Raw genomic sequence first — 19,301 nt, 5'->3', positions numbered from 1 at the left:
CTCAACTCCAACGGTGTCCACCGCCTCGGGCGGATGAGGTGAACAGGCCGTTCACCTCTCCTATCGAGGCGAACAGGCCGTTCACCTCACGTCAGCCAGCGGGGGCGCACCAGTGCGCGGAACGAGTTCTCGCGAGTCCTGAGCTCGGTGCTTCGGTGCTCCGTCAGCGGATGTCGGCGCCGTACACGCGCTCGACCGCGATCGTGACGAGCACCCGGCGATCGGACACCATCACCGACCGGTACTCGTCCCAGTCCGGGTGCTCCCCGGCCGCCTTGCGGTAGTAATCCACCAGCGCCTCGACCTCGGGGCCGTGCGGATCGGTTCCCGGCCGGGTGAGCGTCGCGGTGCCCTCGGCGGTGGCCCACGTCATGCCGTCGGGGCCGGTGACCTCCAGCGCGGCGCGCGGATCCCGGCGCAGGTTCGCCGTCTTGGCCAGCCCCTCCCGCGTCGAGATGTGGATGGCCCCGGATTCCTCGTCGTAGAAGGGCATGACGGGGGAGAGCTGCGGGCGGCCGTCCGACTTGATCGTCGCGAGGACGCCGAGCCGGCTCTCCGCGAGCAGCGCGCGCGGATCGAACGATGTGCTGGTCATGGTCGAACCTCCGAAGGCTTGCGGAACCGCTCGATCATCGCCGCGCGACCGTCCCCACGCAGGGACTCGGCTTCGAACGGATCGGTCGTCACGGCACGATCATCGACCTTCACATCGGCGTGAAGGTCAAGGGGAAGATCAGTCCTCGACGAGCGCGACGGACATGATCCGGTGCAGCGGGAAGTTGCCCACCTCGTCGCTGCTGGTGTCGACGCCCTGCAGGATCCCGCCGCCGACGCTCACCGGCCGCACCACGCGCTGGCTCCGCACCCCGTGCGTGTCCACGAACCCCAGCCACACGCTCCGCTGCTGACGCGCCGCGTCGCGCAGCAGCTGCAGCGTCGCCTCGGCGCTCGGCCGCCCGCGTTCGGGGCTCACGGCGCTGCCGCGCCGCGCCGTCCCAGCCCGGTCGCCGGCTCGCAGCTGCGCCACGAGCTCGCCGAGCTGCTCCCCGCTCGGCCCGGCGATCGCCACCGGCGGAGCCGGGCGGCTCTTGCCGCGCACGCGCCGCCCGCTCTCCCGGAGGTCGAGCACGTTGCCGTCCGGGCCTTCGGCGACCGGCGAGAACCCGGCCGCGCGCAGCACGGCGACCACGTCGGCCAGCGGCAGCGGGCTGACCAGCACGGTGGGCGCGATGCGGCGGAGTTCGAGCTCTTCGGCTCCGGGCTTGGCCAGGATTTCGGCCAGCATCAACGGATCGTCGCAGCGCAGGAAGGCCGCGGCGGTGCCCGCGCGGAGCCGGCCGTGGCGGCGCGCGACGTCGTCGATGAGGTAGGTCAGCGACTGCGGGATCGGCGTGCGCGAGCGGGTCCGGAACAGCGCGTGCAGGTCGTCGGCGGTGTAGCCGGCGTCGAGCGCGCGCCGGATGCTGCCGTCGCCGACGCGGTAAACCGTTGCGCTGCCGGCGGATTCGACGTCCGCGACGAGCTTCATCTCGATGGCGAGGTCGGGTTCGAGGCGGCCCGGCGCGACGATGGTGAGGTCGGCCTGCGCCAGCACGTGGTCGAGCGGTTCGGGCAGCGCGGCGGCGAGTTGGCGGGCCGCCTCGGCGGCGCCGTCGGCGAGCAGGACGCGTCCGGCGGTGGTCAGCGCGTGCAGCGCCACGACGCCGAGGGCGGTCGCTTCGGCGAGCGTCCAGCGGACCAGGTCGTCGCGCAGCCGGCCGCCGCGGCGCGGCGCGCGCCAGCCGAGCACGGCGGCGACGTCGTCCGGCCGGGCGCCGTACCCGCCGGGCAGTTCGTCGAGGTAGTCGAGGATGCGGCGGCGGTCCTTCGGCGCGAGCGGCCGGCGCAGGTCTTCCGACAACGGGTTGAGCAGCCGGTCCTTCTCGTCGCGGGCGCCGACCAGGCCCGGCAGGCGCGGCAGGTCCAGCCACGCCTGGGCCAGCGCGGCCCAGCGCTGCTCGGGCGGCGAGGCCAGCCAGGTGTCGGACTGGATGGTCGGCACCCACTGCGGTTCCGCGCCCTCGCTGTTGGCGATGAGGTTGGCCGCGACCGCGACCTCCACGAGCAGGCCGAGGAGGTTCTCGTCGATCTCGATCGCCTTGGCGGTGCGGCGCAGGTCGCGCACCCCGACCCCGCCGGAGCGCAGCACGTCGGGCGGCTCCTCGCCCCAGGCGTTCAGCAGCCCTTCGACGTGCCGCAGCAGTTCCAGCGCCGCGCCGCCGGCCGTGTTGTCCACAGTGGATTGATCGGTGCCCACCAGGTCCGGGATCGGCTCGTCGGGTTCGACCGCGCCCATCGGCCGGTCGCCGCGCACGGCCAGCGCGAGCTGGCGCGGCAGCTCGACGGTCTCCGCGTCGCGCCGCAGCAGCAGGCCCTTGGCGAGCAGCCGTTGCACTGGGTTGGTCGCCTGCTCCAGCGGGACCTGCTTGGCCGCGTCCTTGGTGCGCCCGATCGGCGCGCCGCCGGCGAGCTTGTCGACCAGCCGCCGCTCTTCCTCTCCGAGCTCGGCCAGCGCGGCTTCCGCCGCGGCCGCGGTGAGGCCTTCGGCCGGGCGCCCGAGCCCGGCGGGGAAGGTCGGCAGTGCCTCCCGCGCGGCAGAAGGCACGGCGAGCTCGACGTCCCCGCCCCAGGCCAGCGCGAGGTCGCGCAGCTGCGCGACCGACCGGCGGGCGCGTTCGACCGTGACGTCCGGGCCGAGCATCGCGGCGACGGCGTCCAGCGACACCGGCGCGTCGTCGGCGTCGAGCAGCACCAGCGCTTCGAGCGTGGCGAGAGCGAAGGAGTCGAGGTCCTCGCAGGCCCGCGCGACCGACGAGCGCACGCCGAGCCGCGTCGCCAGCACCGAGGTGTCGGCCGGCGGCGGGGTCGCGAGGTCGGGCCGAGCGCGGAGCAGCGCGACCAGCTGTTCGTCGCTGCGCTCCCGCAGCCAATCCGCCAGTGATGACATCGGCTCCACGATACCCAGCCGGGCAGCGCCGGCGGGCCGTCTCGAATGCCGGGCGGCCGCCCCGGTGAGACATGCGTCGCAGGCGGCGCGCCCGCCGGAACGTTGCGCTGCGCACCCTTGGGTGAGGTTCGGGGCCCGATCCGGCAAACTGGAAGTGCACCGTAGCCGGAATGCCCAGGAGGAACGACGTGGCCGGCAAGACCAAAAAGGACCGCATTGACCCGTCTTGGCCGAAGGTCGCCGACGGCGAACACCCGGTGAGCGAGTTCCTGGCCGACATCCAGGGCGCGATGTCGCCGTACGGCGACACCACCTTCCCGCTCCGCCAGGACGCCGTTCCCTACGTCCACCCGGTCACGCGCATCAACAAGTGACCCCCTGCCGGCATCCGCCCCAGCGCGGATCGGCGATCGCCCGTAGACCCGCTCCGTGGTGGCCGTGCCGCTTCGGGGCGGGTTTTGTCAAGGGGAACCGGCCGGTAACGGGACCGGACGTCGCTCACACTCGGGAAAGTTTTAGGCTTTTTCGTGCTGGGTGAAGTTCCGGTCGCTTAGCAGGCCCGAAGGGCTTGCACCCCGGATGAGCGATCTGCTGCGACGGCCCCCGAGGCCGCCCCGGGGACGGCACCCGCCAAGTCCATAGCCGATCAGCTCGACAGGGGTGTGCCATGCCGGTTCCAGGTCCGGGTTATTCGATCACCGTTCGCGTCGAGGCCCCGCCGTCGACGACCGCGGCGGGTGACCTGACCAGCGCGATCGGTCGCGCCGGCGGCGTCATCACGGCGTTCGACGTCGTGGAGTCGCACGCCGACCGCATCGTCGTCGACATCACCTGCAACGCGCTGTCGGCCGACCACGCCAACGACCTCGCCGAGGTCCTCGGGACGCTGCCCGGCGTCCGGGTCCGCAAGATCTCCGACCGGACCTTCCTGGTGCACCTCGGCGGCAAGATCGAGGTCAACTCGCGGGTCGCGCTCAACAACCGAGACGACCTCTCCCGCGCGTACACGCCCGGCGTCGCCCGGGTCTGCACCGCGATCGCGGACAACCCGGAGGACGCGCGCCGCCTGACCATCAAGCGCAACGCCGTCGCGGTGGTCACCGACGGTTCCGCCGTGCTCGGCCTGGGCAACATCGGCCCGGAGGCCGCGCTGCCGGTGATGGAGGGCAAGGCCGCGCTGTTCAAGAAGTTCGCCGGGGTCAACGCCTGGCCGGTCTGCCTGGACACCCAGGACACCGAGGAGATCATCCGCGCCGTCGAGCTGATCGCTCCGGTCTACGGCGGCATCAACCTCGAGGACATCGCCGCGCCGCGCTGCTTCGAGATCGAGGCCCGGCTGCGGGAGAAGCTGAACATCCCGGTCTTCCACGACGACCAGCACGGCACCGCGATCGTGGTGCTGGGCGCGCTGCGCAACGCGCTGCGCGTGGTGAACAAGGACATCACCGACTGCCGCATCGTGGTGTGCGGCGTCGGCGCGGCCGGTTCGGCGATCATCCGCCTGCTGCAGCACAAGGGGCCGGCCGACATCATCGCCGTCGACATCGACGGCATCGTCCACACCGGGCGCGGCGACACCGACCCGAACCTGCAGTCCATCGCCGCTGGCACCAACAAGGACGGCCGCGCCGGCACGCTCTCCGACGCGGTGCGCGGGGCGGACGTGTTCATCGGCGTGTCCGCGCCGAACCTGCTCACCGCGGACGACGTGGCGACCATGAACACCGACTCGATCGTGTTCGCGCTGGCCAACCCGGACCCGGAGATCGACCCGCTGGAGGCGCAGAAGCACGCCACCATCGTGGCGACCGGCCGCAGCGACTACCCGAACCAGATCAACAACGTGCTGGCGTTCCCCGGCGTGTTCCGCGGCCTGCTGGACGCGCACGCGCACAAGATCACCGACGAGATGATGATCGCGGCGTCGAACGCGATCGCCGACGTCGTGGACGGGGAGCGGATCAACGCCTCGTTCATCGTGCCGAGCGTGTTCGACTCGGCGGTGGCGCCGGCGGTCGCGGATGCGGTGAAGAAGGCGGCGATCGCGTCCAAGGACGGCGACCCGGAGCCGAACGGCGGCGGAACCTCCCTGCCGTGGTCCATGGCCGAGGACGTCGATTACTGATCCACCGAGGTGCGGGGCGTCCTCTGCCGGGGCGCCCCGCGCTCGTGTTCTCGGGCCGCGATGGGCGGCGGGTCCGACGGACTAGGCTCGGGGCATGGCGCAGGACGAGCTCACGCATGTCGACGAGGCGGGCGCCGCTCGCATGGTCGACGTCTCCGGCAAGCAGCCCACCGCCCGCATCGCGGTCGCCAGCGGCGTGGTGCGCACGACGGCCGAGGTGATCGCCCTGCTGCGCCGCGACGGGCTGCCGAAGGGCGACGCGATCGCCACCGCCCGGATCGCCGGGATCATGGCCGCGAAGCGCACCCCGGACCTCATCCCGCTGTGCCACCCGATCGCTATCTCGGGCGCCAAGGTCGAGCTGGAGCTCGGCGAGTCGGAGGTGCGGATCACCGCCACGGTGAAGACCACCGACCGCACCGGCGTCGAGATGGAGGCGCTGACCGCGGTGGCGGGCGCCGGCCTCACCCTGCACGACATGATCAAGGCGGTAGACCCGGCCGCGGTCCTAGACGAGGTCCGGGTGGAACGCAAAGAAGGCGGCAAAACCGGCACCTGGACCCGCAACACCTGACCCCCGGCCCCCAGCGGTCCGCAATTTCAATGGAAATCGGACCTTCGATTTCCATTGAAATTGCGGACGGACGCGTTGCCGGACGTCGGTGCGGTGTGCCACGGAGCGGGCGCGCTTGAGGCCATGCCGGTCGGTCGCGGAAGATGGCCTTGCGGCGGCCGAGCGGACTCCGGCGCCAACACACAGGAGGTCTCCATGACGAGGACAGCGCGAGTGATCGCCGCGTCCAACCGCGCCTCGGCCGGCGTCTACCCCGACCGCACCGGCCCGGTGATCGTCGAGTGGCTGCGCGGGCACGGCTACGAGGTGCCGGACCCCGTCGTGGTGCCGGACGGCGACCCGGTGGGCGAGGAGCTGCGCCGCGCGGTCGCCGCCGGCGCGGACGTCGTGATCACCACCGGCGGCACCGGGATCAGCCCGACCGACCGCACGCCCGAGGTCACGGCGGCGGTCCTGGACTACCCGATTCCGGGACTGGCCGAGGCGATCCGCTCGGCGGGCCTGCCGGAGGTCCCGACGGCGGTGCTCTCCCGAGGGCTGGCCGGCGTCAGCGGCCGGACGCTGATCGTGAACCTGCCGGGCTCGCGCGGCGGCGTCGAGGACGGCCTCGGCGTGCTGGACGGGGTCCTGGACCACGCCGTCGACCAGCTGCACGGTGGCGACCACGCGGCGCCGAACCGGGCGGTCGCAGACGTTCTGCGGGCCGACGTGACGGAGCAGGTGATCGACGTCGACGACCTGGCCAGGTCGGTGGAGCACCGAGCGGCCGGCGCCGTGGTGACCTTCGGCGGGGTGGTCCGCGACCACGACGGTGGACGCGGCGTCCGCGAGCTGGAGTACGTCGGGCATCCCAGTGCGTCCGACGTGATCGCCGAGGTGGCGCAGGACATCGCCGCGCGCTTCGAGGGCGTGCGCGCCATCGCGGTGTCGCACCGGATCGGCCTGCTCAAGATCGGCGACGTGGCGCTCGGCTGCGCGGTGGCGGCGGAGCACCGCAAGCAGGCGTTCAGCGCCTGCTCGGAGCTGGTCGACGAGGTGAAGCGGCGGCTGCCGATCTGGAAGCGCCAGGTCTTCGAGGACAACACCGAAGAATGGGTCAACTGCCCCTGATCCGGTTTGGGGAGGTGAACGCCCGTGAGCGGTTTGGGGCGCCAGAGCGCCCCAAACCGCTCACGGCACGTTCTGAAACGCCCCTGAAATCGGGAACCCCGCCCGTCACTCCGGGCGGAAGGCGCGGAGCGCCGCGTCGACCAGGGCGTCGGCGAAGGCGTCGTCGAGCGGGCCGGAGCGCAGCAGCCAGCGCTGGGCCAGCGGCGCGTACAGCACCTCCAGGAACAGGTCCAGGTCCGCGTCGGCCGCGAGCTGACCTGCGCGCTGCGCGCTGCGCAGGCGCTCCTTCTTCGCTTCCTCCACCGGCGCCGCCATCTTCTCGCGGTAGATCGCGGCCAGCTCGGCATCGTTGATGATCTCGGTGTTGAGCGCCCGGATCGGCGCCTCGAACTCGGGGTCGGCGAACTCGGCCGCCGTCGCGCGCAGCACGGTCTTGAGGTCCGCCTCGATGTCGCCGGTGTCCGGCAGCGCGATGCCCTCGCCGTCCGCGCCTTCGCTGAGCGCCAGCAGGGAATCGAAGACGACCGCGCCCTTCGACGACCACCAGCGGTAGATCGTCTGCTTGCCGACTCCGGCGCGGGCGGCGATTGCCTCGATGGACAGCTTGGCGTAGCCGACCTCGGCGATGAGTTCGCGGGCCGCGGTCAGGATCGCCACCCGGGACCGCTCGCTGCGGCGGGTCACGTCCGGCGTCTTCCGGGATGCCATGCCCACACAATACGCGCGACGAGACGGTCCGTCTTGACAGCCTGCGGACAGGTGGTGCATGCTCGAAAACAACGAGACGGACCGTATCGTCTCAAAATTTCGAGGAGTGCCCGTGCAACACGCATCCACCGGACCCGGACCCCGCACCTGGTTCATCACCGGCGCCTCCCGCGGTCTCGGGCGGGCGTTCACCGAAGCCGCGCTCGCGGCGGGCGACCGGGTGGTCGGCGTCGCCCGCGACATCACTCCGCTGGAGGAGCTCGTTGGCCTCTTCGACGGCCGCCTGGTCGCGTTCCCGCTCGACGTCTCGGACCGAGAGGCCGTTTTCGCAGGCGTCGAGCGGGCGATCGCGGCCTTCGGTCGCCTGGACATCGTGGTGAACAACGCCGGCGGCGTCTTGCTCGGCATGATCGAGGAGCTCACCGAGGAGCAGGCCAGGGCGCACCTGGACACCAACTTCTTCGGCGCGCTGTGGGTGAGCCAGGCCGTCGTCCCGCATCTCCGAGAGCGGCGCTCGGGCCACATCCTGCAGGTGTCCTCGATGGGCTCGACGGGCGGCTTCGCGGCGACGGGCATGTATGGCGCGGGCAAGGCGGCGCTGGACTCGATGAGCGAGGCGCTGCAGATGGAGGTCGAGCGGTTCGGGATCAAGGTGACGATCCTGCAGCCGGGCGGCTATGAGACCGACCTGTTCACTCGCGGCCTGACGCAGACGGTGGAGCACGAGGCCTACGAGCCGCTGCGCGAATGGCTGGCCGGCCTGTGGGCGGAGTCGGAGGACTTCGACCCGGCGAAGGCGGCGGAGGTGGTGCTCGACGTGGTGAACATGGCGGAGCCGCCGAAGCGCCTGATCCTGGGATCGGCGGCCTACGACATGGTCGACGGGATGACCAAGGCCATGACGGCGGAGCTGGCCAAGTGGGAACACCTCAGCCGCCAGGCCGAGTAAGGGCGGCGGCTGTCAGATCGGGGTCGTGAGTTCTTTTAGACCGGGGCCGTGAGTTCTTTCGGCTGTAGTAGCGGTGGTTTGGGACGTGCTGAGGTGAGTAGCGCGGCCTTTTGTCTTTGAAGCGGCGTAGCCGCTTAGCCCACCCTCGCAACCGGCACCGCCGCGGGTTCTCAGGGGTCTTCTCGCGAGGACAGCCCCGACGCGACGTATTGGACATACGTGTGTCGGGGGTCCCGGAGTCGAGAAGACCCCTGAGGTTCCGCCACCCGCACCGCTTCCCAGAACGAGCCGGGAAAACAAGAAAAAGACGGAACCCCCGCCGCTGGGGGGTGCGGTGGGGGTTCCGAGAGTGCGGAGCACGTGCCGTGTCGGGGGGTACGACACGTACTCCTCGCCGGCCGGCTCAGCCGACCGACCAGATCACTTGATGTCGAGCTGCTGGCCCGGGAAGATCAGGTTCGGGTCGTTGATGACGCTCGAGTTGCGCTGCGCGATGTCCTGGTAGCTCACGCCGAACTGCTCGCCGATCTTGCTCAGCGTGTCACCGAGCTGGACCGTGTAGTCCGCGCCGTTGGTCTTCACCGTCGGCGTCTGGGTCTTGACCTTGGTCTCGGTGGTCTTCTTCGGCGTGGTGACCTTCTTCGGCGTGGTCACCTTGGCGGTGACCTTGGTGCCGCCGCTGGTCCAGTTCAGCTTGGAGGTGCAGCCCGGCCACGCGTTGGCGCCCTGCGAGGCGAGGACCTTCTCGGCGACGGCGATCTGCTGCTCGCGGGTCGCCTGGTGCGCGCTGCTGGCGTACTGGGTGCCGCCGTAGGCCGCCCAGGTGGACGCGCTGAACTGGAGTCCGCCGTAGTAGCCGTTGCCGCTGTTGATGCTCCAGTTGCCGCTGCTCTCGCACTGGGCGAGCTTGTCCCAGTTCGGGGCCGCGTTGGCGGGGGCGGCGATCGCGATCGGGGTGGCGACCACCGCGCCGGCGACGGCGACGCGGGCCAGGGTGCGGCCGGTATTGGAAGGCTTGCGGTGCTTGCCTTGGTAGCGAGCCATGTTCCTCTCTCCTGCCGCGCCTGCGAGGTCAGCTGTCGGGTTCGGGCTGAGAGGCAGCCCGGCCGACTCGGGGGAGCCGGCTTCACCCCTAGGGCTTCGGGGAGCCCGGGTGTTGGGTCCCCCGCCCCTGTCCGGTTTTCTTCGTTTCGGGGTCTGGAAGCCCGCCGGACAGGGTTCGGCGCTGCGAGCTTCCGCTCCTTGCTGATCGGTTCGGGGCCGACCGAGGAGCGACACTACGTAACCATCGGGGAGATCGGAAACCTGAGTTCATGTGACGCTGGTCACGTAACAACTGGGGGCAATGCTTCGATCCGGGGTATTTGTGCTGATCAGAGCGCCGTTATCAAGTCGTTTCCAGGCCGATATCGATCACCGTAAGTGAGTCGTGGGTCACCTCGTTGCTCCCTCCGGGCCACCCTCGTCGCAGCGATTCGCCGCTCCGGCGGCCCGTCCGGGTTCTCGCCCAGGCGTGCCATGACTCCACCGTGGTGGTTGCGAAGAGGATTCGCGTCAATGCGCACGGTAGTGATCTGTGTAGCTAGATCAGGGACTGTTAAGGCTGCCGAAGGACACGGCGCGTGAGTCAAGATCGACATGCCCGGAAGCGAGACCGAAATGTCACCTGGCCGAGCGTGTACGACACGCCGACGCATGTTGTATTCGCGTGCGCGCGCACGCCCGCGCGCGCAGTAATGCAGTGTCGCCCCGTGAGGCCGCTGAAGAGGGGTTTCAGCCGCCCGCGAACGGCGGGAGGACGTCGAGGGTCGCGTCGTCGGGAACCGCGATCCCGCGGTCCCGGACGGCGACTCCGTCGAGCAGGAAGCTGCACGCGGGCAGCACGTCCGCCAGCTTCTCGTCGTGCCGGCCGAGCGCGGCGGCGATGACGTCCGCGGCGGTCACGGCGGCGCCGTCCGGGCGCGTGACGTGCACCGTTTCCTCCGGGATCCCGGCGGCCGCGCGGGCGCCCGCGAAGTAGCGCACCCGCACCGCCACGGTCCCGATCTGCTCCGGCAGAGCCGTCATCCGGTCAACCCCCGATTGCGCTCATCGGCCGGGACGGCTGGGCGAACTCGCCCGAATCCATCCCGTGCCCGGCTGCCTTCGCCCACATCGTCTCCTGCCACAGCCGGATCAGTTCGGCGTCCTCGGCCCCGGCCCGCATCGGCCCGCGCAGGTCCGTCTCGGTCGTCGAGAAAAGGCACGAGCGCAGCTGGCCGTCCGCGGTGAGCCGGGTGCGGTCGCAGGCGGCGCAGAACGGCCTGGTCACCGAGGCGATCACGCCGACCGTCGCGGGCCCGCCGTCGACCAGCCAGCGCTCCGCGGGCGCGGAGCCGCGCTCGGCGACGTCCGGGGTGAGGGCGAACTCGCCGCCGAGGCGCTCCAGGATCTCCTCGGCGGTGATCATCTGGCCGCGGTCCCACTCGTGCTGGGCGTCCAGCGGCATCTGCTCGATGAACCGCAGCTGGTAGCCGCGCTCGATGCAGAAGCGCAGCAGGTCGCCGGCCTCGTGGTCGTTGATCCCGCGCATCAGCACCGCGTTGACCTTGACCGGCTCCAGCCGCATCTCCTTCGCCGCGGCGAGCCCGGCCAGCACGTCGTCCAGCCGGTCGCGGCGGGTGAGCTGCTTGAACACGTCGCGGTCGAGGGTGTCGAGCGAGACGTTGACCCGGTTCAACCCGGCCCGCACCAGCGGTTCGGCGAAGCCGCCGAGGTTGATGCCGTTGGTGGTCAGCGAGGTCGTCGGGCGGCTCGGCAGCGCCGCGGTCGCCGCGATGATGTCCACCAGGTCCTGCCTCAGCAGCGGCTCGCCGCCGGTGAAGCGCACCGTGGTGACGCCCAGCTCCTCCACGGCGATGCGGATCAGCCGGTTCATCTCCTCGGTGTCGAGGAGTTCCGCGCGCTTCAGCCAGGGCAGGCCCTCGGCGGGCATGCAGTAGGTGCAGCGCAGGTTGCACTTGTCGATGAGGGAAACGCGCAAGTCGGTCGCGATGCGGCCGAACCGGTCCACCAGCCGGGTCGTGTCCGGGCGTGCGGACGTGTCGGTCGTGCGGCGCACGAGCGGGATTCCCAGGTCCACCGCGGTCACCCCACGACCCTAGCGCGTAGCGGGAGGGGATTTCGATCGCGCGGCCCCAATTTGTGCGGAATCGCCGAGTGATCCGCTGCGGCGTCCGGAGTGGTCGGAGGAAGGCACAAAGTCGTTGCAAGATCCGTGTTTGCGGACAATTTCGCTGGTTTTGAACGCAGCTGCGGAAGTAATGTGGGCGGCTGTGCCGCACTATCGGATTTCGGAGGCCGCCGGGCTGCTCGGCGTCAGCGACGACACGGTGCGCCGGTGGGTCGATGGCGGACAGCTGCCTTCGGAGCGGGACGCCGCCGGCCGGCGAACCGTGGACGGCGCCGCGCTCGCCGAGTTCGCCCGCGCCCAGGCCCGATCGACGCCGGACCCGTCCGGCATCGGCCGGTCGGCGCGCAACCGGCTCGTCGGGCTGGTCACCGAGGTGATCTCGGACCGGGTCATGTCGCAGGTGGAGATCCAGTGCGGCCCGCACCGGATCGTCTCGCTGATGAGCACCGAGGCGGTGCGCGAACTCGGGCTGGTGCCCGGGGCGCTGGCGGTCGCCGTGGTCAAGTCGACCAACGTCGTGGTGGAAACACCGGGAGAAGGATGATGTCGAAGCTCAAGATGATCGCCGGCGCGCTGGTCGCGCTCGTGGTGCTGGCCGGGTGCGGGCAGGCCGGGCAGCAGGCCCAGCCGCAGCGCACGCTGACCGTGCTCGCGGCCGCGTCCCTCACCGAGTCCTTCGACGAGCTCGGCACCCGGTTCACCGAGCAGCACCCCGACGTGCGGGTGCAGTTCGACTACCAGGGCTCGTCGACGCTCGCCGAGCAGATCAAGCAGGGCCGCGCCGCGGACGTGTTCGCCTCGGCGGACACCAAGAACATGGACAAGGTGCGGGACCTGGTCGGCACGCCGGAGGTCCTCGCGACGAACCAGCTGACGATCGTGGTCCCGCCGGGCAACCCGGCCGGGATCGCCTCGCTCGCCGACCTCGCGGCGCCCGGCCGGACGGTCGTGGTCTGCGCGCCGCAGGTGCCGTGCGGATCGGCCACGCAGAAGGTGACGCAGGCCTCCGGCGTGCAGCTGACGCCCGCCAGCGAGGAGGACGACGTGAAGTCGGTGCTGCAGAAGGTCGTCGCCGGCGAGGCGGACGCAGGGCTGGTGTACGTCACCGACGCGAAGGCGGCCGGTGACAAGGTGCAGGCGGTGGACTTCCCGGAGTCGCAGCAGGCGACCAACACCTATCCGATCGCGACGATCACCGCCGCGCCGGAGGCGCAGCTGGCGGCGGAGTTCATGGCGTTCGCGCGCGGCCCGATCGGCCGCGAGGTCCTCGGCAAGCACGGCTTCGGCGCTCCGTGAGCAGTGCCCCGTCAGGTGTGGACCGTCCGCAGTTTCAATTGAAACTGCGGACGACCCGGGTGCCGGTGGTGCTGTGGGTGCCGGCCGCGCTCGCGCTGGCGCTCGTGGTCCTGCCGGTCCTGGGGCTGCTGACGCGCGTCGATCCCGCGCGCCTGCCGGAGCTGCTGCTCAGCCCGGCCGCGCTCGACGCGCTGTGGCTCTCGGTGGTCACCGGGCTGATCTCCACCGCGCTCGCGCTGCTCCTCGGCGGTCCGCTGGCGCTGGTGCTCGCGCGGTCCCGCATGCGCGGGCTCCGCGTGGTGCGGGCCTTCGTGCTGCTGCCGCTGGTGCTTCCGCCGGTCGTCGGCGGCCTCGCCCTGCTCTACCTGCTGGGCCGCACCGGTCCGATCGGGCAGCTGCTGGACGTCGTGGGAATTCGCTTGCCCTACACGACAACCGCCGTGGTGCTCGCGCAGACGTTCGTCGCGATGCCGTTCCTCGTGGTCGGCCTGGAAGGCGCGCTGCGGACCGCCGGCGGGCGGTACGAGCAGGTCGCCGCGACGCTGGGCGCCGGGCCCTGGCTGACGTTCCGGCGCGTCACCGTGCCGCTGCTGCTGCCCGCGCTCGGGTCGAGCCTGGTGCTGGCCTTCGCGCGGGCGCTGGGGGAGTTCGGCGCGACGATCACCTTCGCCGGTAGCTTGCAGGGCACCACCCGGACCCTGCCGCTGGCCATCTACACCACGGCGCAGTCCGATGTGGACGCTGCGGTCGCGATGTCGTTGCTGCTGGTGGTGGTCGCGCTGCTGGTGATCGTGGTGGCCCGGCCCAAGGCGGTGGAGGGACGGCTGTGAGCGGATTGCGCGCCGACATCGAGTTCCGGCGCCCCGACTTCACGCTGCGCGCGGAGTTCGAGGTGGCGCCCGGCGAGGTCCTGGCGGTGCTCGGGCCGAACGGGGCGGGCAAGTCGACGCTGCTGTCGGTGCTGGCCGGGCAGCTCGTCCCGCACCGCGGGCGCGTCGAGCTGGACGGCACCGCGTGGCTGGACACCGAGCGCGGGATCAACGTGGCGACGCACCGCCGCGGTGTCGGGCTGCTCGCGCAGAACGCCCTGCTGTTCCCGAATCTGACGGCGCTGGAGAACGTCGCATTCGGACCGCGTGCGGTCGGTGTCCGCAAGGCCGATGCGCGGGAGGCAGCCGGGCGCTGGTTGTCCGAGGTGGACGTCGCCGAGCTGGCGGCGCGCAGGCCCGGTCAGCTCTCGGGCGGTCAGGCGCAGCGAGTGGCGCTGGCCCGGGCGCTGGCGGCGAATCCGCGGTTGCTGCTGCTCGACGAGCCGCTGGCCGCGCTCGACGTCGACGCCGCTCCGGCCATGCGCGGGCTGCTGCACCAGGTGCTGCGGCGGCAGGAAAAGCCGACCGTGCTGGTCACCCACGACGTGCTGGACGCGGTCGTGCTCGCCGATCGGCTCCTGGTGATGCTCGACGGCTGCGTCGTCGAGCAGGGCCCGACCCGCGAGGTGCTGGCCCGCCCGAAGGAGGCGTTCACGGCGCGGGTGGCCGGGCTGAACCTGGTGCCCGGGGTAGCAGCGGCGGACGGCGTTTCCTTCGGCGACAGCACGATCAGCGGCCGGATCGCCGAGGAGCTGGAGCAGGGCGAAGCCGCTGCTGCGGTGTTCGCGCCGTCGGCCGTCGCGGTGCACCGCGAGCGCCCGCACGGCAGCCCGCGCAACGCGATCCCGGTGCGGTTGGCGGCGCTCGAACCGCGCGGCGACGTCGTGCGGGTGCGCGGCGTGGTGCGGGACTGCTCGTTGGCCGCCGACGTGACCCCGGCGGCCGTCGCCGACCTGCGGCTCACCCCCGACGACGAGGTCTGGTTCGTGGTGAAGGCCGCCGAAGTAGCAATTCACCCCACATCAGGTGGATCATCTGGGGCGTGACTGAGCCATCCCCCTGGACGTACCTGATGGACATGGACGGCGTGCTCGTGCACGAGGAGCACATGGTGCCGGGCGCGGACGCCTTCGTGGCGGCGCTGCGCGAGAACGGCATCCCGTTCATGGTCTTCACCAACAACTCGATCTACACCCCGCGCGACCTGCGCGCCAGGCTGTCGCGCACCGGGCTGGACGTCCCGGAGGGCGCGATCTGGACCTCCGCGCTGGCGACCGCGCAGTTCCTGGAGAAGCAGCGGCCCGGCGGCACGGCCTACGTGGTCGGGGAGTCGGGGCTGACCACGGCGCTGCACAACATCGGCTACGTGCTGACCGATCGCGATCCGGACTACGTCATCCTCGGCGAGACCCGCACCTACAGCTTCGAGGCGATAACCAAGGCGATCCGGCTGGTCGAGGGCGGCGCGCGGTTCATCGCCACCAACCCCGACGAGAAGGGGCCGAGCCGGGAGGGCACGCTGCCCGCCACCGGTGCCGTCGCCGCGCTGATCGAGCGGGTGACCGGCCGCGCGCCGTACTACGTGGGCAAGCCGAACCCGCTGATGATGCGGTCGGCGCTGCGCCACCTGGGCGCGCACTCGGAGAACACCCTGATGATCGGCGACCGGATGGACACCGACGTGCGGTCCGGCCTGGAATCGGGCATGCAGACGATCCTGGTGCTGTCCGGGATCTCCGACGAGCACACCGCGGACCTGTTCCCGTACCGGCCGACGAAGGTGATCAACTCGATCGCCGACCTCACGGGCCACGTCCTGGATCCGTTCAAGGCCTGATCGCTACGACGGCGTCGCGGGCGGGGCGGGTTTCGGCACGGCGATGGCGCTGGTGACCTGGTTGAGCTCGTCGGCCAGGCGCTCAGCGGCATCGCGCACGAGCTCGGCGCGGCGGCTCAGCGAGCCCGACCAGTGGCGCTGCGCCGCCGCCAGGCGGTCGAGCAGGTCCGCCTGCAGCCGCAGCCGTTCGACGTGCGCCCAGTCCTGCCGTGCCGGACCGCGGAAGGCGCGCTCGACCGCCGCCGCGACCCGCTCCAGCTCCAGTTCCGTGATCATCCGAATCCCCAAGCCGCCGATTCCTATGACTGTGGGACTGCATTCGGCCGATTCGGTCGTACGCCGATGTGTCGCACGTCACCTGGGACGCATGAACGCGTACACGTCGTCGGCGTCCACGATGCGCTTGCCCAGCGGCAGCAGCGAGACCGGGACGAGCTTGAAGTTCGCGATGCCCAGCGGGATGCCGACGATCGTGACGCACAGCGCGATGCCGGTGAAGATGTGCCCGAGCGCCAGCCACCAGCCGGCCAGCACCAGCCAGAGGACGTTGCCGATACCTGCCATCGCGCCCGAGGTGGGCTCGTCGACCAGCCGCCTGCCGAACGGCCACAGCGCGAAGTTGGCCATCCGGAAGGACGCGATGGAGAACGGGATGCCGATGATCGTGATCGCCAGGACGACCCCGGCGACCGCGTAGCCGAAGGCCATCCAGAACCCGCAGAGCACCAGCCAGATGATGTTCAGCAGCAACCGCATGCCTCCACGGTGCCAGCCCCGCATCCCGGTCGCCGAACCGAGGTAGTGGATCACACACCGGACCATCTCGCAGGCGCGCTCCGAGCGGGTGGTCCCGCAATTTCAATGGAAATCGGACCTCTGATTTCCATTGAAATTGCGGGAGTTGTCCACAGGCACCGGTGTGTCGTGGTGCGACACGCCGATGTGGTGCAGTTTCAATTGAAACTGCGGCGGGTCGGACCGGGCGGCGGGCCGGACCGGGCGGTGGATCGGGCTGAGTGGTGGGTCAGACGAGGAGGTCGCCGCTGAGGACCGTGACCGCGCGGCCGCGGAGGCCTACGCGGTTTCCGCGGAGGGCCATCTGGACGATGCCGCCTCGTTGGGACGCCTGCTCTCCGACGAACGTCGTGTCGTGGTCGTCCTTCCCGAGCTTCGCCGCCCACCAGTTCGCCAGCGTGCAGTGGGCCGAGCCGGTCACCGGGTCTTCCGGGATGCCGACCTGCGGGGCGAACACCCGGCTGACGAAGTCGATGCCCGGTCGGTCGCCCGGCGCCGTGATGATCACCCCTCGCGACGGGACGTCCGCCAGCATCGCGAAGTCCGGCCGCACCGCGCGGACCTCCGCGGCGGATGCGGCGAGCGCCAGCACCTTGGTCTCGCCCTCCGCGGCCTCCTCGATGGTGATGCCGGGCAGCCCCGCGGCCAGCGCCGAGGGCGGCTCCACCGGCTCGGCGCGGTCGACCGGGAAGTCCATCTCGATCCAGCCGTCGTCCTGCGCGGTGCAGGTGAGCACGCCGCTGCGGGTGTCGAAGCGCTGGTCGCCGCCGAGCACGTGCGCCGTCGCCAGGGTGGCGTGCCCGCACAGCGGCACCTCGGTCGAGGGGGTGAACCAGCGCAGCGGCTTGGGTTCGCCCTCTGGGCCGCCGGTCACGACGAACGCCGTCTCGGAGTGCCGCAGCTCGGCAGCGACCGACTGCATCCACTCGGCCTCGGCAGGGGCGTCCAGCAGCACGACGCCGGCGGGGTTGCCGGCGAAGGCGCTGTCGGTGAAGGAATCCACGACGAAAGCACGCATCCCTGAACGGTACGCAACCCCGGGCCGGCCACTACCCGCATCCGGGGGTGGCCGACGGGCGTCCGGCCAGGACAAGATGGGTGACCTGCATCACTGAGTTTTCGGGAGGTCGTCGACGTGGATGCCGTCGAACCAGCTCAGCCCAGCTACGCCTCGGGCATCTCGGACGTTCCGCTGTTGGGCGACACCATCGGCGAGAACCTCGACCGGACGGCGGCGCGCTTCCCCGACCGCGACGCGCTCGTGGAGTTCGCGACCGGGCGCCGCTGGTCCTACCGGGAGTTCGTCGCCGAGGTGGACGCGCTGGCGGTGGGCCTGCTGGACGCCGGGATCGGCAAGGGCGACCGGGTCGGGATCTGGGCGCCGAACCGCGCCGAGTGGACCACGACCCAGTACGCGACGGCGAAGATCGGCGCGATCCTGGTCAACATCAACCCGGCGTACCGGATGCATGAGCTGGAGTACGTGCTCAACCAGGCCGGGGTGCGGCTGCTGGTGTCGGCGCGGTCGTTCAAGTCGTCGGACTACGTGGCGATGGTGGAGCAGGTGCGGGTGAAGTGCCCGGGCCTGGAGCAGGTGGTGTTCCTGGATTCCCCGGAGTGGACGGAGCTGGCCGGCGGCTCCGGCGATCCGCAGCGGCTGGCGGCGATCCGGCTGTCGGCCGACGACCCGATCAACATCCAGTACACCTCGGGCACCACCGGATTCCCGAAGGGCGCGACGCTGTCGCACCACAACATCCTGAACAACGGGTTCTTCGTCGGCGAGCTGTGCGGTTACACCGAGGCCGACCGGGTGGCGATCGTGCCGCCGTTCTACCACTGCTTCGGCATGGTGATGGGCAACCTGGCGTGCACCAGTCACGGGTCGGCGATGGTGATCCCGTCGGAGGGCTTCGACCCGACGGCGGCGCTGTCGGCCGTCGCCGCGGAGCGCTGCACCTCGCTGTACGGGGTGCCGACGATGTTCATCGCCGAGCTCGACCACCCGGACTTCGAGTCCTTCGACCTGTCCTCGCTGCGCACTGGGATCATGGCCGGCTCGCCCTGCCCGGTGGAGGTGATGAAGCAGGTCATCGGCCGGATGGGGATGAGCGAGGTGTCGATCTGCTACGGCATGACCGAGACCTCGCCGGTGTCGACGCAGACCCGCGCCGACGACTCGCTGGAGCGGCGGGTGTCCACGGTGGGCCGGGTCGGGCCGCACCTGGAGATCAAGATCGTCGACCCGGCCACCGGCCTGACCGTGCCGGTGGGCACGCCGGGCGAGCTGTGCACCCGCGGCTACTCGGTGATGCTCGGCTACTGGGAGCAGCCGGAGAAGACCGCCGAGGTGGTGGACGCGGCGCGCTGGATGCACACCGGCGACCTCGCCGTCATGGACGAAGACGGCTACGTGAGCATCACCGGCCGGATCAAGGACATGGTCATCCGCGGCGGCGAGAACGTCTACCCGCGCGAGATCGAGGAGTTCCTCTACACGCACCCGGACATCCTCGACGCGCAGGTCATCGGCGTCCCGGACGCGAAGTACGGCGAGGAGCTGATGGCCTGGGTGCGGCTGCGCGAGGGCGCCGCGTCGCTGACCGCCGAGGCGCTGCGCGAGTTCTGCGCCGGCAAGCTCGCGCACTACAAGGTCCCGCGCTACGTCCACGTCGTCGACGAGTTCCCCATGACGGTCACCGGCAAGATCCGCAAGATCGAGATGCGCGAAACCGCGAAGAAGCTCCTCGACCTCGACTGATCCAGCGGTGGTGGGGGGGGGGGGGGGGGGAGGGGGGAAAAAAAAAGAAAGAACGAAGGGCGGGGGGGGTGGGGGGGGGGTTGGTCTTGTGGGCGGAACAGGGGTTCCTACGTTTCGGG

At 70.9% G+C, this 19,301-nt stretch carries 20 protein-coding genes and 1 riboswitch; of the genes, 11 read left to right on the top strand and 9 right to left on the bottom strand.

The genetic code is table 11. The annotated features are described in order from the left end of the window. Nucleotides 1–163: 163 nt before the first annotated feature. Together AC07FN_RS18575 and AC07FN_RS18570 are read right to left on the bottom strand one after the other, a co-directional pair. On the bottom strand, nt 164–595 hold the full coding sequence (locus AC07FN_RS18575; RefSeq protein WP_478396727.1) for a PPOX class F420-dependent oxidoreductase: 432 nt from the start codon (nt 593–595) through the stop codon (nt 164–166). 138 nt (nt 596–733) lie between these two features. Continuing rightward, complete coding sequence (locus AC07FN_RS18570; RefSeq protein WP_478396726.1) at nt 734–2,986, bottom strand: helicase-associated domain-containing protein; 2,253 nt, start codon at nt 2,984–2,986, stop codon at nt 734–736. Between the two features lie 170 nt (nt 2,987–3,156). Between AC07FN_RS18570 and AC07FN_RS18565 the strand changes: the two genes are divergently transcribed. The 4 genes from AC07FN_RS18565 to AC07FN_RS18550 all read left to right on the top strand — a co-directional run bounded on the left by AC07FN_RS18565 (nt 3,157) and on the right by AC07FN_RS18550 (nt 6,795). Beyond that, entirely contained in the window at nt 3,157–3,360 is a 204-nt protein-coding gene (locus AC07FN_RS18565) for a hypothetical protein (protein WP_452618279.1), read from the top strand. A gap of 293 nt (nt 3,361–3,653) precedes the next feature. Further along, on the top strand, nt 3,654–5,111 hold the full coding sequence (locus tag AC07FN_RS18560; protein ID WP_478396725.1) for an NAD-dependent malic enzyme: 1,458 nt from the start codon (nt 3,654–3,656) through the stop codon (nt 5,109–5,111). A 94-nt stretch (nt 5,112–5,205) separates the two neighbouring features. Continuing rightward, nucleotides 5,206–5,685: a cyclic pyranopterin monophosphate synthase MoaC gene (gene moaC, locus AC07FN_RS18555; RefSeq protein WP_452618277.1), complete on the top strand. Its 480-nt coding sequence runs from the start codon at nt 5,206–5,208 to the stop codon at nt 5,683–5,685. A 195-nt stretch (nt 5,686–5,880) separates the two neighbouring features. Then, entirely contained in the window at nt 5,881–6,795 is a 915-nt protein-coding gene (locus tag AC07FN_RS18550; RefSeq protein WP_478396724.1) for a molybdenum cofactor biosynthesis protein MoaE, read from the top strand. 105 nt (nt 6,796–6,900) lie between these two features. On the opposite strand, the gene AC07FN_RS18545 is transcribed toward AC07FN_RS18550, so the two are convergent. Next, nucleotides 6,901–7,503, bottom strand: a complete 603-nt coding sequence (locus AC07FN_RS18545; protein WP_358580527.1) for a TetR/AcrR family transcriptional regulator — start codon at nt 7,501–7,503, stop codon at nt 6,901–6,903. 112 nt (nt 7,504–7,615) lie between these two features. On the opposite strand from AC07FN_RS18545, the gene AC07FN_RS18540 reads away from it, so the two are divergent. Further along, the gene (locus AC07FN_RS18540) at nt 7,616–8,452 is read left to right on the top strand and encodes an SDR family NAD(P)-dependent oxidoreductase (RefSeq protein WP_478396723.1); all 837 of its coding nucleotides are present in this window, start codon (nt 7,616–7,618) and stop codon (nt 8,450–8,452) included. Between the two features lie 420 nt (nt 8,453–8,872). Here the strand turns inward: AC07FN_RS18540 and AC07FN_RS18535 are convergent, their stop codons facing one another. The 3 genes from AC07FN_RS18535 to moaA all read right to left on the bottom strand — a co-directional run bounded on the left by AC07FN_RS18535 (nt 8,873) and on the right by moaA (nt 11,582). Beyond that, nucleotides 8,873–9,496 (bottom strand): transglycosylase family protein, encoded by a 624-nt coding sequence (locus AC07FN_RS18535; RefSeq protein WP_478396722.1) that lies wholly within the window; start codon nt 9,494–9,496, stop codon nt 8,873–8,875. Nucleotide 9,497: 1 nt separating this feature from the next. Further along, nucleotides 9,498–9,658, bottom strand: a riboswitch (cyclic di-AMP (ydaO/yuaA leader). Between the two features lie 567 nt (nt 9,659–10,225). Beyond that, nucleotides 10,226–10,519, bottom strand: a complete 294-nt coding sequence (locus AC07FN_RS18530; protein WP_478396721.1) for a MoaD/ThiS family protein — start codon at nt 10,517–10,519, stop codon at nt 10,226–10,228. Nucleotides 10,520–10,523: 4 nt separating this feature from the next. Continuing rightward, the gene (gene moaA / locus AC07FN_RS18525; protein ID WP_452618271.1) at nt 10,524–11,582 is read right to left on the bottom strand and encodes a GTP 3',8-cyclase MoaA; all 1,059 of its coding nucleotides are present in this window, start codon (nt 11,580–11,582) and stop codon (nt 10,524–10,526) included. A gap of 184 nt (nt 11,583–11,766) precedes the next feature. On the opposite strand from moaA, the gene AC07FN_RS18520 reads away from it, so the two are divergent. Genes AC07FN_RS18520 through AC07FN_RS18500 form a run of 5 tightly spaced genes read left to right on the top strand, consistent with a single transcriptional unit; the run spans nt 11,767 to nt 15,626 of the window. Beyond that, the gene (locus AC07FN_RS18520; protein ID WP_358580515.1) at nt 11,767–12,168 is read left to right on the top strand and encodes a TOBE domain-containing protein; all 402 of its coding nucleotides are present in this window, start codon (nt 11,767–11,769) and stop codon (nt 12,166–12,168) included. Then, nucleotides 12,165–12,920 (top strand): molybdate ABC transporter substrate-binding protein, encoded by a 756-nt coding sequence (modA, locus tag AC07FN_RS18515; protein WP_478396720.1) that lies wholly within the window; start codon nt 12,165–12,167, stop codon nt 12,918–12,920. The genes AC07FN_RS18520 and modA overlap by 4 nt, the downstream gene beginning before the upstream one ends. A gap of 38 nt (nt 12,921–12,958) precedes the next feature. Then, nucleotides 12,959–13,750, top strand: a complete 792-nt coding sequence (locus AC07FN_RS18510) for an ABC transporter permease (protein WP_478396719.1) — start codon at nt 12,959–12,961, stop codon at nt 13,748–13,750. Next, complete coding sequence (locus tag AC07FN_RS18505; protein ID WP_478396718.1) at nt 13,747–14,835, top strand: sulfate/molybdate ABC transporter ATP-binding protein; 1,089 nt, start codon at nt 13,747–13,749, stop codon at nt 14,833–14,835. Before AC07FN_RS18510 ends, AC07FN_RS18505 begins: the two co-directional genes overlap by 4 nt. 26 nt (nt 14,836–14,861) lie before the next feature. Then, entirely contained in the window at nt 14,862–15,626 is a 765-nt protein-coding gene (locus AC07FN_RS18500; protein ID WP_207954447.1) for an HAD-IIA family hydrolase, read from the top strand. 3 nt (nt 15,627–15,629) lie between these two features. Here the strand turns inward: AC07FN_RS18500 and AC07FN_RS18495 are convergent, their stop codons facing one another. The 3 genes from AC07FN_RS18495 to AC07FN_RS18485 all read right to left on the bottom strand — a co-directional run bounded on the left by AC07FN_RS18495 (nt 15,630) and on the right by AC07FN_RS18485 (nt 17,439). Beyond that, complete coding sequence (locus AC07FN_RS18495; protein ID WP_478396717.1) at nt 15,630–15,902, bottom strand: hypothetical protein; 273 nt, start codon at nt 15,900–15,902, stop codon at nt 15,630–15,632. 78 nt (nt 15,903–15,980) lie between these two features. Then, entirely contained in the window at nt 15,981–16,382 is a 402-nt protein-coding gene (locus AC07FN_RS18490; protein WP_478396716.1) for a YccF domain-containing protein, read from the bottom strand. A gap of 268 nt (nt 16,383–16,650) precedes the next feature. Next, entirely contained in the window at nt 16,651–17,439 is a 789-nt protein-coding gene (locus AC07FN_RS18485) for a PhzF family phenazine biosynthesis protein (RefSeq protein WP_478396715.1), read from the bottom strand. Nucleotides 17,440–17,556: 117 nt separating this feature from the next. Between AC07FN_RS18485 and AC07FN_RS18480 the strand changes: the two genes are divergently transcribed. Continuing rightward, nucleotides 17,557–19,182: an AMP-binding protein gene (locus AC07FN_RS18480; protein ID WP_478396714.1), complete on the top strand. Its 1,626-nt coding sequence runs from the start codon at nt 17,557–17,559 to the stop codon at nt 19,180–19,182. Nucleotides 19,183–19,301: the final 119 nt, after the last annotated feature.

It is taken from the genome of Saccharopolyspora sp. NPDC045941 (assembly GCF_056431445.1).
This window is presented reverse-complemented; position numbering and strand designations above follow the sequence as displayed.

What these genes read in the sequence shown, in the direction of transcription:
- AC07FN_RS18575 (WP_478396727.1), bottom strand. Translation starts at nt 595, where the DNA reads ATGACCAGCACATCGTTCGATCCGCGCGCGCTGCTCGCGGAGAGCCGG.
- AC07FN_RS18570 (WP_478396726.1), bottom strand. Translation starts at nt 2,986, where the DNA reads ATGTCATCACTGGCGGATTGGCTGCGGGAGCGCAGCGACGAACAGCTG.
- AC07FN_RS18565 (WP_452618279.1), top strand. Translation starts at nt 3,157, where the DNA reads ATGCCCAGGAGGAACGACGTGGCCGGCAAGACCAAAAAGGACCGCATT.
- AC07FN_RS18560 (WP_478396725.1), top strand. Translation starts at nt 3,654, where the DNA reads ATGCCGGTTCCAGGTCCGGGTTATTCGATCACCGTTCGCGTCGAGGCC.
- moaC (WP_452618277.1), top strand. Translation starts at nt 5,206, where the DNA reads ATGGCGCAGGACGAGCTCACGCATGTCGACGAGGCGGGCGCCGCTCGC.
- AC07FN_RS18550 (WP_478396724.1), top strand. Translation starts at nt 5,881, where the DNA reads ATGACGAGGACAGCGCGAGTGATCGCCGCGTCCAACCGCGCCTCGGCC.
- AC07FN_RS18545 (WP_358580527.1), bottom strand. Translation starts at nt 7,503, where the DNA reads ATGGCATCCCGGAAGACGCCGGACGTGACCCGCCGCAGCGAGCGGTCC.
- AC07FN_RS18535 (WP_478396722.1), bottom strand. Translation starts at nt 9,496, where the DNA reads ATGGCTCGCTACCAAGGCAAGCACCGCAAGCCTTCCAATACCGGCCGC.
- AC07FN_RS18530 (WP_478396721.1), bottom strand. Translation starts at nt 10,519, where the DNA reads ATGACGGCTCTGCCGGAGCAGATCGGGACCGTGGCGGTGCGGGTGCGC.
- modA (WP_478396720.1), top strand. Translation starts at nt 12,165, where the DNA reads ATGATGTCGAAGCTCAAGATGATCGCCGGCGCGCTGGTCGCGCTCGTG.
- AC07FN_RS18500 (WP_207954447.1), top strand. Translation starts at nt 14,862, where the DNA reads ATGGACATGGACGGCGTGCTCGTGCACGAGGAGCACATGGTGCCGGGC.
- AC07FN_RS18495 (WP_478396717.1), bottom strand. Translation starts at nt 15,902, where the DNA reads ATGATCACGGAACTGGAGCTGGAGCGGGTCGCGGCGGCGGTCGAGCGC.
- AC07FN_RS18490 (WP_478396716.1), bottom strand. Translation starts at nt 16,382, where the DNA reads ATGCGGTTGCTGCTGAACATCATCTGGCTGGTGCTCTGCGGGTTCTGG.
- AC07FN_RS18485 (WP_478396715.1), bottom strand. Translation starts at nt 17,439, where the DNA reads ATGCGTGCTTTCGTCGTGGATTCCTTCACCGACAGCGCCTTCGCCGGC.